Annotated in this window: 16 protein-coding genes and 1 tRNA gene; 6 read left to right on the top strand and 11 right to left on the bottom strand. The window is 39.5% G+C overall.

Features of this window, described 5'->3' with window-relative positions; all coding sequences use genetic code 11:
• Positions 1-20: 20 nt before the first annotated feature.
• Positions 21-1,445, bottom strand: a complete 1,425-nt coding sequence (locus AC04QZ_RS15090) for an LptF/LptG family permease (protein WP_086544751.1) — start codon at positions 1,443-1,445, stop codon at positions 21-23.
• Positions 1,446-1,475: 30 nt separating this feature from the next.
• Positions 1,476-1,856 (bottom strand): START-like domain-containing protein, encoded by a 381-nt coding sequence (locus AC04QZ_RS15085; protein WP_029278206.1) that lies wholly within the window; start codon positions 1,854-1,856, stop codon positions 1,476-1,478.
• Between the two features lie 689 nt (positions 1,857-2,545).
• On the opposite strand from AC04QZ_RS15085, the gene AC04QZ_RS15080 reads away from it, so the two are divergent.
• The 3 genes from AC04QZ_RS15080 (at position 2,546) to AC04QZ_RS15070 (ending at position 4,324) form a co-directional block, all read left to right on the top strand.
• A complete protein-coding gene (locus AC04QZ_RS15080; protein ID WP_478358430.1) occupies positions 2,546-3,289 on the top strand; it encodes a hypothetical protein in 744 nt (247 codons plus the stop codon).
• 301 nt (positions 3,290-3,590) lie between these two features.
• Positions 3,591-3,664 (top strand) — tRNA-Met (locus AC04QZ_RS15075).
• A 180-nt stretch (positions 3,665-3,844) separates the two neighbouring features.
• The gene (locus AC04QZ_RS15070; protein ID WP_478358429.1) at positions 3,845-4,324 is read left to right on the top strand and encodes a hypothetical protein; all 480 of its coding nucleotides are present in this window, start codon (positions 3,845-3,847) and stop codon (positions 4,322-4,324) included.
• A gap of 271 nt (positions 4,325-4,595) precedes the next feature.
• On the opposite strand, the gene AC04QZ_RS15065 is transcribed toward AC04QZ_RS15070, so the two are convergent.
• Together AC04QZ_RS15065 and AC04QZ_RS15060 are read right to left on the bottom strand one after the other, a co-directional pair.
• Positions 4,596-5,420 (bottom strand): hypothetical protein, encoded by an 825-nt coding sequence (locus AC04QZ_RS15065; RefSeq protein ID WP_478358428.1) that lies wholly within the window; start codon positions 5,418-5,420, stop codon positions 4,596-4,598.
• 157 nt (positions 5,421-5,577) lie between these two features.
• Entirely contained in the window at positions 5,578-6,051 is a 474-nt protein-coding gene (locus AC04QZ_RS15060) for a DinB family protein (protein WP_478358427.1), read from the bottom strand.
• 522 nt (positions 6,052-6,573) lie between these two features.
• Here AC04QZ_RS15060 and AC04QZ_RS15055 point away from each other — a divergent pair.
• From AC04QZ_RS15055 to AC04QZ_RS15045, 3 genes are all read left to right on the top strand, one after another.
• Complete coding sequence (locus AC04QZ_RS15055; RefSeq protein WP_478358426.1) at positions 6,574-7,119, top strand: DUF4365 domain-containing protein; 546 nt, start codon at positions 6,574-6,576, stop codon at positions 7,117-7,119.
• Complete coding sequence (locus AC04QZ_RS15050; RefSeq protein ID WP_478358425.1) at positions 7,109-7,477, top strand: hypothetical protein; 369 nt, start codon at positions 7,109-7,111, stop codon at positions 7,475-7,477. Before AC04QZ_RS15055 ends, AC04QZ_RS15050 begins: the two co-directional genes overlap by 11 nt.
• A gap of 270 nt (positions 7,478-7,747) precedes the next feature.
• On the top strand, positions 7,748-8,788 hold the full coding sequence (locus AC04QZ_RS15045; protein WP_478358424.1) for a reverse transcriptase family protein: 1,041 nt from the start codon (positions 7,748-7,750) through the stop codon (positions 8,786-8,788).
• 230 nt (positions 8,789-9,018) lie between these two features.
• Here the strand turns inward: AC04QZ_RS15045 and AC04QZ_RS15040 are convergent, their stop codons facing one another.
• The 7 genes from AC04QZ_RS15040 to AC04QZ_RS15010 form a co-directional block, all read right to left on the bottom strand.
• Positions 9,019-9,831: a helix-turn-helix domain-containing protein gene (locus AC04QZ_RS15040; RefSeq protein ID WP_478358423.1), complete on the bottom strand. Its 813-nt coding sequence runs from the start codon at positions 9,829-9,831 to the stop codon at positions 9,019-9,021.
• On the bottom strand, positions 9,832-10,803 hold the full coding sequence (locus AC04QZ_RS15035; RefSeq protein WP_478358422.1) for an aldo/keto reductase: 972 nt from the start codon (positions 10,801-10,803) through the stop codon (positions 9,832-9,834).
• 72 nt (positions 10,804-10,875) lie between these two features.
• Positions 10,876-11,721 carry a helix-turn-helix domain-containing protein gene (locus AC04QZ_RS15030; protein WP_478358421.1) on the bottom strand — a complete coding sequence of 282 codons (846 nt, stop codon included), beginning with the start codon at positions 11,719-11,721 and terminating at the stop codon, positions 10,876-10,878.
• A gap of 118 nt (positions 11,722-11,839) precedes the next feature.
• A complete protein-coding gene (locus AC04QZ_RS15025) occupies positions 11,840-12,328 on the bottom strand; it encodes a hypothetical protein (protein ID WP_478358420.1) in 489 nt (162 codons plus the stop codon).
• A gap of 458 nt (positions 12,329-12,786) precedes the next feature.
• Positions 12,787-13,635 carry an NAD(P)-dependent oxidoreductase gene (locus AC04QZ_RS15020; protein ID WP_478358419.1) on the bottom strand — a complete coding sequence of 283 codons (849 nt, stop codon included), beginning with the start codon at positions 13,633-13,635 and terminating at the stop codon, positions 12,787-12,789.
• 148 nt (positions 13,636-13,783) lie between these two features.
• The gene (locus AC04QZ_RS15015; protein ID WP_478358418.1) at positions 13,784-14,629 is read right to left on the bottom strand and encodes a sugar phosphate isomerase/epimerase family protein; all 846 of its coding nucleotides are present in this window, start codon (positions 14,627-14,629) and stop codon (positions 13,784-13,786) included.
• 108 nt (positions 14,630-14,737) lie between these two features.
• Positions 14,738-15,910, bottom strand: coding sequence for an efflux RND transporter periplasmic adaptor subunit (locus AC04QZ_RS15010; protein ID WP_478358417.1), 1,173 nt, complete (start codon positions 15,908-15,910; stop codon positions 14,738-14,740).
• Between the last annotated feature and the right edge of the window lie 2 nt (positions 15,911-15,912).

Raw genomic sequence — 15,912 nt, 5'->3', positions numbered from 1 at the left:
GTAAGTAAAGGAAAAGCTGCCTATTTTTCCTTCTTTTTAAACAGCTGAATGAAGAGCTGCTTGTAATAATTTACATCAAACAAGGCCGAATCGACTGTCGCTTTATAGGTTAAAAAGGCCGCCAGGGGCGATAAAACAATCACGGCAATCCACATTCCGAAGATCGGGTTCAGATTACCTTCACGTGCTGATTTTTCGGCCACCGTGGTAATAATGTGGTATACCAGGAAGAAACAAATGGCCACCACCACGGGTAAACCCATGCCTCCTTTTCTGATAATGGCACCCAATGGTGCACCAATAAAAAACAACAGGATACAGGATGCAGCCAGGGTAAATTTACGCTGGTACTCTACAGTTGCAAAAATAATTTCACCGGTTAAATCCGTTTGGCGCGGGCCCCAGTTGGGTACGTGCTGCATAATATTCGCAACGGTATTGTTGGCATTATCGAGGGCCATTTTCCGCGATCCGTTAGGGATGTCCTTTAGGATGACATCATCAATCTCTTTCGGTACGGCTTTAACCTTCATATAACCTTTCGTTACATTAAACTGCTTAAAGTTACTGGTAAGGTTGGCAATGGTGCGTATTTTCATCGTATCCAGTTGCTTGTTCAGCGAGTCGCGCTTTTTCGTAATGCCTTTCAGGTTTAACATGGGCGTACTGTTTCCGAAAGCATTCGGATCGGTGGTACTGGGGTCAAAAGACGACATATCGAAACGCGGCGAGGTTTCTTTAAAGCGGTTCCGTGTAAAAATCTGTCTTGGGTTGTACATCCCGTTTTTCGAAGCCTGCTCCTCGTATTGCACCCCATTTTTAAGGTTAAGCACCAAAAACTTACCGTCGGAGGTTTTATTCATTTTACCTTCTCTGGCCAGAATCACCTTCGGAATGCCGTTATTCTCGCGGTGATCGTAAATCATGATGTTGTGCAACGTACCGTCTTCCTCTTTCGAATCGACACGGATGGCATAACCCGGAATGGCATTGTTAAAAACCCCTGGTTTAATTAAAAATGAAAGTTTTTTATTCCTGATATCGTACAGCAGCGAACCAAATTTTAAGTTGGCTTTGGGCAACATGTAGTTGGCGAAAAAGAAGGAGGAAACGGTCAGGATCAAAATCACCACAAACAGGGGGCGCATGGCTTTCTGCAGAGAAATCCCTGCCGATTTAATGGCCACCAGCTCATAATTTTCGCCCAGTGTACCAAAAGTCATGATGGAAGAAAGTAATACCGATAGCGGCAGCGCCATGGATACATTGGCGGCCGAGGCATAATACATCAGCTCCAGAATGGTGTACCATTCGAAACCTTTTCCAATTAAATCATCGATCCATTTAAACAGAAAAAACATTAATAGAATAAACATCATAACAAAAAATGTTGCTATGAATGGCTTCACAAATGCTTTTATTAATAGAAGATGTATTTTTTTCACCCTACAAAGGTAAACAATACGAAGATAATATTATGCACCCAATACGCTAATCAGATAATCGATCTGGTTATCCCAGATTAATTTTTTCTCTGCAAGAAGCTCGTCGGTAGTAAAATCAGTAATCGAGAGGGCTACATCATTGGTTAGTTCGTCCTGTACAATTTCCATCTCAAAATAACATTGAGGTTCATCGTCCAGCCACTTAAATTTAACCAGCTTATTTTCTTTAATGGAAACCAGTTTTGCTTTTTGCTGCTCATCGTCCCAGGTAAAAGTATATACCTGATCGCGGAAATTCACATCGTCCGCAAACCATTGCGATAAGCCGTTTGGCTCACTAATAAAACTATACAATATTCTTGGTGACGATCTAACTTCGTACTCTAGTGTAAATTTTTTCTTTTCTGCCATGTTAGTACACTACCAGGATAATTTCCGGACTATTTTTTAATATTATTTTTCTAAAGAAAGGTAATTTATTCTATATCTGCAACAATATAATTTTTATTGGATTCAGGTGGTGGTTCACTGGTTCATTAGTCATTGGTTCACTAGTTCATTAGTCATTCGTTCATTGATTATTGAGGTTAATCGGTTAATTGTTTAAATCGGTTAATCGACTAAGGACTATTGACTTCGGACTATCATTGGTTCACTGGTTCATTTGTCATTGGTCATTTGTTCATTAGTTCATTGGTCATTGGTTCATTGGGATTAATCGACTAAGGACTACCGACTATGTACTCCGGACTGCAATTGGTTCACTGGTTCATTGGTTCATTAGTCAGTGTTTATTGGGCTTGTTGGGAGATTAGTTGATTGTTTTACCCACTTAATTCACGCCAAACGCCGATCGCCAAACGCAAATTAGCTAATCGCTAGCTCAGTTGTTCTTTATCGAATAATGAAACTGATTTAATACCTATTAATAGATCCTGAAATAAATTCAGGATGACGAACGCGAGTAGGTTAATCAGCATTAAATGCTCACCGCCAACAAATGCCTCATTAATTGATTACAGATTCTTATTTAACATCCATCCAGTTAGTAACTATTAAAAAAAATCCCGATGTTTAATCCATAAACAATCAATTACATCATGAAATATTTTTTAATGCTCTCTCTACTTTTCTGCTTAAATAAAAGCCAGGCGCAAAAGAATTATGAATTTGCGTACTACTATCAGGACAAAGAAATTTTGAAGCTAACAGTTGCCAATGAAGGCTATAAATTGGACGGAATTTGGTCGATGATTAAAGCGGAAAGGGACACAAATGAATACCTGTTTACTACAAATGATAGTGGAAAGTACAACGCCATTAATACTAAATATGTCGACATGGCATCGATCTATGAAAATGCCACATATACACGAGATACGAGTAATAAATATTTCAGTGTAGATACCATATTCTTTAAACAGGATACATTAATTGGACAGATTGCATGCAAAAAAGTGTTGATCAATTATGTAAACGCTTTTATTAATGAAGAAAAGGCCATTGTACCATACGACACCTTACGAACAACCTTATTTGTTGCCCCAAATATTAAAGGGCCTAAAGCATTTTGTTTTTTCTCTAGGCTACTCAATGGATTGGTACTTAAAAGCAATTTCCAACAACCAGAGTACGATGCATCAACAGGAAAATTGGTAAAAAATATTACCCAACTGAATATGTATGTTACAACAAGGTTGATCACCGATTTAACACCGAATTTCTTTAAACTGCCCGCTAACTGTACTTTTTATACCAATCAAGATAGTTTTATGAAAACCTTAACCTTTCCAAATTTAGAAGAAGAGCTAGCAGACAACGAAGAGGAACAGGGCAATAATTAGTCAAGCTCATGAGTTCTTTTATGAGCAGATCAATATCGGACAATTCCATTCTATTTTTGCAAAAGCAATCTTGCTACATCGGTAAATTTAGCAATCGGCAGTGCAACCTAAGCCAAAAATCAGGTGATTTTAAGGATGGAAACCTTTTTAATGGCCGGCAAATAACAATCAAATTTACTGAGCAATAAGGCTTTAAAGGATTTTTCACATTTCTTTTTAATAGAATGTATATTTATTCTATATTTGCAACTCTTAAAAATAACCACATCAATATTTACGTTATACAGTAAATATTAAGCCCGGCGGGGTAGCTCAGATGGTTAGAGCGCAGGATTCATAACCCTGAGGTCGGCAGTTCGATCCTGCTCCCCGCTACTGAGAAAAAGCTCATCGAAAGATGGGCTTTTTTTGTTTTTATATCTCCTACAAATTTTGTCTATTTAGATATCAGCGAAACGCTAAGACTAGATTGTGCACAAAGGGATGCGATAATGGACACTAACAGACGACACACTCAAAAAACAGCAACTGATAAACAAGGAACATATTGTAAAGATGAGATATTTATTAATAATTTTTGCTGCATTAGTAAGTAGCGCCGTATTTGGGCAGAAAGTACCTAAGTTACCTGTCTTTATAAATGAATGTGTTATTAAAGGCATACAGGGAGATGCACATCTTAGCACAAAAAAGAATTTTGCCCACTTTTATTCAATAGCTCTTTCTTTTAATAACGAAGGAAAAATTGATACGCTGTACTATTCAAACAAATTGAACCCTGAGACCAAACGGCTATATACGCTAGATGCTTCTTTATTAAAAAGAATTAAAACGTATAACTTCACATTTAAAGAATATAAGTCGAGTATTGTACTTATTCCTTTTTATTACTATAATGTAAAAGATAATGCTGTAGACTATGAAAATGGCTTTTTAAATAGCATATCCAATATAATTCCTGATGCAGTTTATGGAAAATCAGTAATTGTATTAAAGCCTATTATTGATGCCAACATGCCACGAAGAATTAACTAAATAACATTTATCATTTGATTGATTTATACCAAAAAGCAATCTGGTTGTGATTTATGGATACTTTTCAATTAGATTAACAGATTCATAGCCCCTGAGGTCGGCAGTTCGATCCTGCTCCCCGCTACTGATTAAAAGCTCATCGAAAGATGGGCTTTTTTTTGTTTAAAGGGTTTTAATTAATCGCAAATGTTAACGCTCTAGCAAACATGTATACACGGTAGGCCTGCGCCTGCGAGGGCTACGACCAGCATTAGGACGTGAATAGCTTAAACTATTTCTTTTTCATTATTTTTTCGAATTCGGCCTGGGTTAGAATTTCTAAAAATTCATCGCGAAAGTGCCATGCAGATACATATCGGGCTGAGACAATGAAACTGATCACCCAGGTGGTCTTTCCCTTCCATAATTTAAATGCACAAATATCTGTCGCGGTAATATAAGGACTTGTTTCACCTAAGTGTTGATGTGAGGATGCTTCTATCTTTTCTATACCACCGGTTCCCAGCGGAATAAGATTGTTATGAAGCTTTGTTTTCTTAATGATATTATTGTTTTTGTCAAAATTAATCAGGTAATCATTTCCTAATAACACTTCATCCGGTGCGGTTTGCCCGGTGATGACATATACTTTTTTTGCCCCATTTTTTATGATCGGAACAAGATTTAAACTGGTATTTTCATAAAATTTAAAAAGCGTGTCGCTTGAAACAGCCTGCGCCGCTTTTGACCGGATGGCATAAAAGTCTTTTTCAACTCCGGTAAATTTTCTTGTGGTGGTGTCTATACTATATTTAGATGCGTCTAACCCATGGCCGAACTTAACTGTTGCCAATACTACCGGATTGTCATTTTTAGAAAAAAAGATCGTAGTCATTTCTTTTGCTGTCTCATAAGAAAAGTATCCCCCGGATAATTGCTTCTTCCTGCCGAACCTGGAGCTGAAAATCTGTGTACTATGACCTGAAGCCCATTCAGAACGATAAAGCATTTCACCCTCTGCTTTAATGTTATCAGCAATCTTTTTCAGCGCATTTGTTTGTGCTGTTGCGTTTTGCACCAGAATAAATAGGGTAATCAATGTGAACAGTTTTTTCATTAAGGCAAAGCGCTTGATAAATATTTGGTGAATATAAATAACGTTTCGGTTTTTGTATAATACGGTTTCAGTAGATCGAATGGGCTTCAAACGTTCCAGATCGTTAGCTATAAAAGCTATATTTCTAATTTTGGGAGATAGTTTAAGATCATGGACTTCATTCTTTGACTAATAACTTCAAATAAGTCAAAATCTGCCCGCTATGTTCCGCTTCGTGATAATTAGCGGCTTGTAGTGCCTCGATATGATTTTTTACTCGAAATCCGATCGGTAAGTCAAAGGGCTCATAGTTGACAAATAATCTGGATTCCAGATCTGATTCAAGGTGGTTAACGGTATCAATCAGTAAATGTTTTACCTCATTAACATCCGGATTAATTTGCCAGGAACGTGGTGACGATCCAATTTTGAAGGACTCCATAAATTCTTTAGAGATATACATGGGTAATCCGCTACGCATATACATATGCCGCTGTTGAGAAGTGATGCAGTGCCCAATTTGCCAGATGATATTATTGTTAAAACCCGCTGGAATTTTAAATAATATTTCGTGATTACTCGTTTCAATTAAGCGCAACAGCCTATTCCTGCTGGCTCTTAAAATTTCACATTCGAAATGTATATTAATCATTTATTTGGTTTAAGTCCTCAGGACAAAAGAATACGTCATGCGCTCTAAAGTAACTTTTTGACATTAAATTTCAAAATTTTATCTCTTTTCAGGAATCTAAGTGCAAGGGTTGTGTGGATACATTTGTTTTTTTGTTTAAAGGGATTTTAACTAACCACAATTTCCGCTCGAGCTAACATGCACATGGGGACGCAAGCGCCAGCAGGAGTACACTAGTGAGGAAGAACTATTTTTATGAAAAATACAAAAAGTAACTTACAGACAATATTTTCTATATATTTGCTTATTAACAATCTCAATAATGTCCATTTTCGAAAAATTTCGCACTAGCACTAACTTTAAGATCCATTATAAAAATTGTCTACTCATAGGCATCTTTAATCTAGGAACAATCACTAGTCGCATTTACGGCTCCCTGCATTTCAATTGAGAGATCCTGGATCAAAGTTAAACTGCGAAGTTCCATTCTATACTACAGCTATTTCTAAAAAATTAATTTTACGTTGATTTCATTTAATATAAATGACTACTAGCATTGTAAAAGAAAAAATATCAGAAGCATTTTTGACACTCATCATGGCGAAAAACAGATTCTCAATTGCAAAACCTTCTCCAGATGAAGGGGTCGATTTCACAGTATGTCCTAGTTTTATGAGAAAACGTCATAGTGGTGAAGAAACATTTATACCATCCCCCATCAAAACAGATATCCAACTGAAGTGTACCACAGAAAAGAATTTTAAACAAAATAGTAGTGGAAATTTTACTTATGCAATTTCTGCAAGAACTTATGAAAACCTGATATATCGAAGAGAGTTCAAAGGCTATACTAAGTTATTCTTGATTGTTTTTGTACTACCCGAAGCAGAGGATAAGTGGATTGAAGTCCTTGACGATCACGTTATGCTTTCCAAACATGCGTACTGGTTCTATCCTACGGCAGAATATGATATGGATAGGACAAAGCAGTTAAAGAAGAAAACATCGACTACAAACATAGAAATTTTCAAAGAAAACCGTATGGATCTGGATTTTAATAAAATTTTAAAAAAGATAGATGCGCTTTAAGCTCTTATTAAATCAGTTAAGGTCAATATTGACCTCTAAAGGCTGGACATATAAAGATGATAAATCTGACAAATATATCTCATTTGTAAACGATTTTTTGTTTGACCAACCAATATCAGTACTTTTCCCGACAGACGATAGCTTAGTGGACTTCCCTGCACAGTTGATTTCAAGTTTACAAACTCTTTTTGAGATCGATAAGGAATTAAAAGACAAAAAGATTGTTAAAGAACTAATAGCTCTCGCGACCAATATAAAAGGCAAATACTCAAAGGATAAAAATAAATGGATCCTTCGGGAACCAAATTCAAAGTATAAAAATAATGAAATTCCTGATATTTATATCCCACCTAATTAATATCTTCGTGGAAGATCTTTCTTAGCTCAAGTAGTCTTCGGACTACGGGCAAACGAGTCGTTTGCCTGAGGGGAACTTTCTTTCTAGCATTTTGAATAATTATAAATTCGCGGAGCTCATCAATCACCGAGACGCTCCCGCGGGGGGTGCATTAACTCAACTACGCTTTGGCTACGTTCGTTAATCCACTGTTTTTCTTTTAATTATTAGAAATAACGAGGAAAGAATATAATATGAGTGTATTTCTCTTGAAATGTATGACACTTCTGTATGAAAGAATCACTATTTAGTTGGAACGAGTACAAGTTCTTATTTACACAAAAAGCTTCTGATCTTGGATATTCCCCATCCAAGATTAAGGAGCTTCTGTTCTATGCAGAAAAATTACATAACAATAAATTACCAATAATTTATGATCTAAAACATCTTTCTTTCCAAACAAAATATACAGAGGATTATCTCTCACGTGCCATTCTGCGGCCAGAGAACTTTTACAGGACTTTTAAAATTGCCAAAAAGAATGGAAATTCAAGAACCATAACTGAACCATTGCCTGGACTTAAAGAAGTTCAATACTGGATATTAGAAAATATCATAAAAAAAAACGCGCCAAATCTTCTTAACAACGCATACCTGGAAAAAAGATCTATTATATCAAATGCAAAATTTCATACCAAACAGGCTTTAGTACTCAATCTGGATATTGAGAAATATTTTGACAATATAAATGGTAAAATGGTGAATATGTTTTTTCAAGAAATGGGTTATAATAAATCTATTTCTTCACATTTGTCATCACTGATCACTTTGCACAATGGGCTTCCACAGGGAAGCCCATCTAGTCCCTATCTTTCTTCAGTCATAACCAAAAAACTAGATATTGAATTGTTATCGTTTTGCAAGTCAAAAGGGCTTAGGTATTCTAGATATGCGGATGATATATCAGTCTCAGGAAATTTTGAGGCAAAAGCAGTGAGTAGGGAAATCCGGGCAATAATCAAAAATCATGGATTTAAAATTAATTCCAGAAAAACCACCGTTAAAAAGCCATATCAGCGACAAATGGTTACAGGTATTGTTGTTAACAAAAAGCTATCAATAAAAAATTCTCAAATAAAAAAATTGCGGCAAGAGGTATATTATATTTCCAAATACGGACTTCAAGAACACCTTAAACGGATAAATTCTGACAGGAGAAATTATTTGAACGTCCTTGAAGGTCGACTAAACTATTTCACATCGGTAAAGAAGAATGATAAGAGTCTAACCTGGATAAAAAACAGCCTAACCGAGATTTTAAAAAAAGATTAATGAGTAACTTATATTCTCACACCTATCGAAAGACATAATGAAATTTTATTAGCCAGCCCGATTGGCCTAAGTTTTATACTACTACTAGCAGGCTTATATAAGGAAAGGGCCCTTGTTAGCGCACACGTCTCGCGTATGCAAATTTCGCAAAGCTAACCACTACTATCTGGAGCAAGTATTATCTCCACGGCTAAAAAACAGTCCGAATCTGCTTTCGTTAGATCCATCCCTTAAGCATTTAGCGCCGTAGGTGCCATGCCGAACTTCTTTTTAAAGGCATGCGAGAAGTGCGACAGGCTTTCGAAGCCCAGATCGAGATAAATGGCAGAGGGTTTCTGGTGTTTACTTTCGATGAGGTGTTTGGCTTCCCTTAGCCGTTTATCCTGCAGCCAATGACGGGGTGGAACACCGAATGTTTTCAGGAAATCGCGTTTAAAACCGGCCAGGCTGCGCCCCGTCAGCTGCGCGAATTTTTCGATGGGCACATTAAAATGATAGTTGCTCAGCATAAACTTTTCCAGGTCGATTTTATGGGGTTCAGAAAAGTCGAACAAAAAGTTTCGCAATGCCGGCAGGGCAAGTAACAGCAATTTAATGCCTTCTTTCACTTTCAAAATACCCATTTCATCGGTCATGGTGGCGCCTGAGCTTCGGGCATAGGGAATAATCGATTGAAAATAGCCTTTCAGGAATTCGTTTGATGGAATCAGGATATTTGGCGGACCAATATACTTCTGGTCTGCTGTTAATTTTTCTTCCAATACGATCTTGCGTAAAAGCTCTTCCTGCAGGGAGATGACGATGGTTTCATAGTTCCCTCCGGGCAGCGGTGTTTTGGTGAGCGTACCCAATTGGTTTTTGCCAATCAGCAGTACTTCACCTCCGGTCATCGAAAGGTTTTGACCGGAGGTTTCTAAGGTAAACTGCCCCGAAACCTGCAGTACCAGGGTATGGTGGTTCCAGAAACACACTTTCTCTTTCCGCTGGGCAGAGAGGTATGAATAAAAGATGACACCGGGGAGAATTTCTGTTGGACTGGTCATTTAGCGTTGTAAGTAAGTACCACCACGTATGGCACCTATTGCAAAAGTAGTATTTAAAGTATTCATTTCCTGCGGGCTAAATACAATATCCATCGCTTTAAGATTTTCGGGTAAACGCGATCGGCGGCTCATGCTCACCAAAGGCATGATGTGATCACCCTGCTCTTTTACCCAGGCAATGGCCAGCTGCGTAGGTGTACAGCCTTTATCCCGGGCCATTTGTTTCAGCACTTCTACTTTTTCGAGGTTATGAACCAGGTTTTCGCCCTGAAAGCGGGAGAAATGGCTATGGTAATCGTTCGCTGCAAGCGGTGCTTTCATTTCACCGGTTAATAAACCTTCTGCGGTATTGGCGAAGGCCACTACGGCAATGCCCAGTTCTTTTGCTGCCAGCAGCAGTTCGTTTTCGATCTGACGGTCGGCCAGCGAATAGCCGATTTCGAGCGCACTGATGGGGTAAGTGCTGTTTGCTTTACGAAGCTGATCAGCGGTAATTTCAGACACGCCAATGTGACGCACTTTACCTTCTCTAATCAGGTCGGCAACCGTTCCGATGATGTCTTCTACCGGCACGCTGTCGTCCATTCGGCAGGGCTGATAGAGGTCGATGGTTTCGATACCCAAACGCGTTAAGGAGTAATTGATAAAATTTTTGATTGCCAAAGGTCGCAGATCTAATCCCAGCCACTGGCCGTTGTGAAAGATGGCACCGAACTTTACGCTGATAAAGGCCTCATCGCGCCGGTCTTTAATCGCTTTGCCAATTAACATTTCATTATGGCCGGCACCGTAAAAGTCGCCTGTGTTTAAAAAATTAATGCCACGATCTAGTGCTTCGTGAATGGTAGCCATGCTTTCTTCTTCACTGGGTGTCGCACCACCCCAGATAGAAGACATCCGCATACAACCCAAACCAAGTTTAGATACGAAGGGGCCATTCTGACCCAATTGAATTTTTGTGATGTTGTTCATGAAACAAAGATCAGCATTCGAAACACCGGAGGCTTTCTTCTACGGCTCAAATATTTTGTCTGTACGGCTCAGTTACCGGCGTTCCCGAAAATCACTCGGTGTACACTGATACCTATCGCGAAAGCTTTTGGTAAAATTGGCCAGATCATTATAACCACAATTAAAAGCAATGTCTTTAATCCTTTCGTTTGAAATTAAGAGCAGTTCGGCTGCTTTTTCGAGCCTTTTGGTTTTGATATAATTGGCTGGTGTATCGTTGTAATGTCTGGCAAATTCGCGTTTAAAAGACGATAAACTCAAATTATTCAGTTGTGCCAGGGCATCGATATTGAGTTGTTCAAACAGGTTGGCCTCAATAATTTGCTTAAAGGTATAGGTAGCAGGCGAAAAAAGCTGTGCAAATATGGTTTGTATGGCCCGAGCATTAGCAGTTTGGGCCAGCAGCAGGATAATTTCTTTTAACTTTAAAACCAGTATATCTTCGTTAACCAGTGCGGGATGCTGAAAATAAAACAGCAAACCTTCGATATATTTTTCGATTAAAAAATTGTTGCTTAATACTTCGGCACTTTTGTTCGAAACCATCCGGCCGGTTGCCTGAAGGATAGCCGGCATCTCCCGGTCGTAAATCCGTTTTAAAATATCGGGATGAAAATTAACGACCATCATTTCGTTAACACCTCCTCCATTTAAGTTACTGATGGTTTTGCTGGCTTGTATACAATTTAAAAACAAAGCATGTTTATGCGGTATATTTACCAGGTCTTCGTTGCGTTGATATTGCATTTCGCCCTGTAACATGTACAAAAAACAGGCATTATCGGTAATGGGAAAATCGAAGGTAAAGGGTGCCTTTACCCTGATGTTCTGGATAATGGCTTTACCAAACAAATCGTATTTTTTATGGTCAATGATCATATTAAAAAACCCTCAGGCTATAAAAATAGCAAAACTAATGCATGCTTTGACCTTTCTGCCCCATGCATTAGTTGATATATGATAAAATATCTTTTATCCCAAAATCACAAGCTTTGCTTTACCGTATCTTAAGCGCATGACGTTGTTTAATGTACTGGTAAATGGCACCGGCAATAAATGCGATTAAGAGCACCAGCAAGGTTTGGGCAATGATAGGATCGGTAGGGTTTTTAGCCAGTGGATGCCCCAGCGGAACCCGCGTAAAGGTTTCATTCACGGTGGGGATGAGCGACAGAAAGAAGCTGAAAGAGAGTAAAAAATTCTCTATATAACGAGCCTTATAATTGCCGCTTCGCTTTACCGAAAGCCAAAAAGCCACCACTACTAAAATAAAAATGAATACCGAAAAAATATGCCCGGCATTAAAGCCTCCGTGTTTGGAGATGCCTAATGCAGTTAAAGCGGTAACGCTAGTTGTATAAAAGTATATTTTACCACTAAGCTGCGTTAAATCAATTTTGCCAAAGCGTACAAATGAAATGATTGCCGCTACAATGGCTACAATACCAATGATGGTATGAAAAATTCCTAAACCTGATAGTCCCATAGTCTTTTTGTAATTATGTAATTGTTGTTTACAAAAGTGACTATAGTAAGGTTAAGGGGTTTTGTGGATTCGTTCAATTCATTGGTAATCTCGTTCAAAATTGCATTCTAGACTCATTCTAGCGCAAGTCTTAGTGTCACTGGCCGGAAACATTGGCCAGACTTGTGCTTTCATTAAATTAATCTCATTAGCGAATTTTATTAGTCAAATATCCTGAATGCACAAGTCATCCTGCCCGTTGCCCTATACACTAAGACTTGCGCTAGTTAGGGGTCCTCTCATTTTAGCGCAAGTCTTAGTGTCACTGGCCGGAAACATTGGCCAGACTTGTGCTTTCATTAAATTAATCTCATTAGCGAATTTTATTAGTCAAATATCTTGAATGCACAAGTCATCCTGCCCGTTGTCCCCTACACTAAGACTTTCGCTAGTGAGGTATTTTATTCGACCTAAAACTTTCAGAGGTTATCCTTAGCGATTACACTCCAGTCATCCGAGCCATGGCCTTTTGCAATCCAGTTATCCATTTGTGCTATAACGGCAGGCAGAACGGTAAGGTTTACGCCATTTTCTTTTGCAGCATCTATCATCAAACCGGCATCCTTACGTGCCATATCGAGTTCCCAGGAAGGATGCTTAAAATCCCCTGCCCTTATTTTATCGAACCTAACCGGAACACCTTCACCAGGATTCCATGAGCTAAACAGTGAGGCCACTTCGGCAGAATCAATGCCGAGGGCTTTGGCCAATCCAAGGGCATCAGCAAGTCCTGCGGTAAGCGAGATGAGAAAAAGGTTACCGATGAGCTTTATGCCGGCTGCTTTTCCTTCTTCAGGACCAAAATTGATCAGTTTACCAGTCATTTTGGCCAGTTCAGGTTCAAGATGTGCAATAACAGCCTGATCGCCCGACACGAGCATGTTCCCGGTTCCTTCCAATGCATTTGGCGGCCCCATAAATACTGGCGCATGCAGATAAGTAAAGCCATTACTTTTCCAGTGTGCTGTTCTTTCGATCGCGCCTTCCACTGAGGTTGTGGTATGGTCGATGATGGTGATGCCCGGCGAAAAACCTTTACTGGCAGCGGCCAGTACTTCATTTACAGTTGCATCATCCTTCAGGGTAAGATGGATAACAGTTGCGCCTTTTACCGCCTCAACCACATTTTCGAATGCTTTTGCACCATCCGTTTCCAATGCCTGTGCTTTTGATGCAGTCCTGTTCCATACCTGTACCGCTTCGCCACGGCGCAGCATGGCTTTAATAAAACCCGTCCCCAAAAGGCCGGTCCCCAAAAATGCTTTCATAGAATATTTTATTGATCTGATAAAGGTAACGAATGACAGGCATTTCAGGCAAAGAAAAATCCGGCTGATCCTGTCCATACCGGGTGTATAAATTGATATGCGACCTAAAAACCGCATATCAATCATAAATTTACATCAATTGCAAATATTAACGGGTAGCATCGCAAACACCCTTAAAATAGCCGACTGATTCAGCTATTCCGGCTAAGGGATCTTTCATGTCTTTTTCGTATTCCAAACTACAGCAGCCCTGGTAATTCACCTTTCTCAGCATTTTCACATAGGCCGGGATATCAATTACACCACGACCGAGTTCGCAAGTGGTACCTTCATTCGCCGCTACCGTTACATTTTTTAAATGCATATCAAAAATCCGTTTCGAGAATTTCTGAAGGTCTGCCACAGAATCCCGCCCATCTCTTTTGTTATGTCCCATATCAAAGCATATTCCCACACGTTGATCCAGGTTTTTAATCAGATTATAAATGCTTTCTGCATTTGGATATAGTTTATCCTGGGGGCCATGGTTATGAATGGCATAACGGATGTTGTATTCTTTTGTCTTTTGGGCCACATACTCCAGGTCGGCATGGGCCGGAATTCCGATCAGCAAATCAACACCTACCCTTTTTGCGTAATCAAACGCCTGATCAATCTCTTGCTTATTTTTAGTGTAAATAGGCCCCACGGCATATCCAACTATGTTATTTTCCTTCAGTTTAGCATGAAAGGCTGTAATTTCTTCTGCTGTACTTTTAAAAGGCAAATGAAAGTCTTTAATACAGAGGTAATGTACATCAACCTTTTTCATCATTTTAAGTGATTCGTCGAGGTTAAAGTTCAGAAAGCTATAACCGGCGATGGCTAATTTAAAAGCATCTTTAGCCGCAACATTTGGTTGAACAGGCTCCGCGAAAACTGAGGGAATATTGGTCAGCGAGGCTGCAGTTAGCCCCAATATTCCGGTTTGTAAAAAATTTCTTCTTGTGGTCATCTTAATTTTATCTGGCGACTAAAGTTAATATTTAAATTGATGTAGTTCAACGTTCAGGGAACCCGATATGACAAAATTTATCCATAAATCGAAGCCCGGCTTGAACCTTTAATGTTCCTCGCCTTCCTCTTCCGCATTTTTCACCTTGCTTAACAGGTCGTACGCGCCTTTTATCACCACCTTCACCTCACCGATCTGCTCCGCAAAAGAAACCTGTGTATAACCATTTTCGGCAACACCTGTTTTTACTTCCATCATCCGGTACCGGTAAGGGTTGTTGCCCTTAGCAGCAGGCTGATCGATAAACACGAATTTTTTACCTTCAAATTCAACAATAGCCGCATCGGGTAAAGCCTCTACCTTGTTCATGCCGCTTTCCACATAAGCCTTCAGGTACATGCCCGGAAGCAGCTGTGTATCTTCCTGATCCAGGTGGCAGTGAATTTGTACCGTACGCTCTTTACTAATTTCCCTGCCGATGAGGTATACCGTGGCCATGCGTTCCTTTTCCTCGTTGGCCAGTACAAAGCGCACCTTCTGCCCCAGCTTAAGCTTCGGAACATCCTTTTCAAATACCGTAAGCTCAGCATGCAGGTGCTCGGTATCGGCAATTTTGAACAACACATCAGTGGTACTGGCAAAGGCACCTATATTGGTGTTCACCTGCGTAACATAACCCGCCATTGGGGTATAGAGGTTAAAGGTTTTCTGAATCTGTCCTTTTTCAAGTGCTGCGAAACTGATATTCATAATCGAAAGTTTTGAACGTTGTCCCAGTAATCTGGCGCTCACACTCTGGTATTCGCTCCTTGCTTTTTGCAGTGCTTTTTTAGAATTGACGTTTTCCTTTGCCAGTTCTTCCTGGCGGTCGAGCTCCTGTTTTAAAAACTGCAGCTGACTTTTATAATCCAGATAGTCTTGTTGCATCTGAATGAATTCCGGGTTCTGCATTACCGCTACCAGCGCCCCTTTGGCTACACGCTTTCCTTGCAGCATACTAGTGCTTTTTACTATCCCTTCCAGCGGTGTGGAGATAGATACCAGGCTTTGCGGAGGAAGATCAAGCATGCCATTTACTTTGGTTGTTCCGCTTAATTCTTTCTGCTCTATAGCGCCCAGCGTAATTTCCGATAACTTGTACTGCTCCGGGGTAAGGCTTACGATATCACTCTCTTCGTGAACGGCCTCTTTTTCGGGCTCCTTTTCCGTTTTGGGACGGCTACAACCAGCCAGATAAAATGGAAAGGATACCAGGATAAAATATTTATATATGGATCTCATGA

The organism is Pedobacter folensis (assembly GCF_056490665.1).
This window is presented reverse-complemented; position numbering and strand designations above follow the sequence as displayed.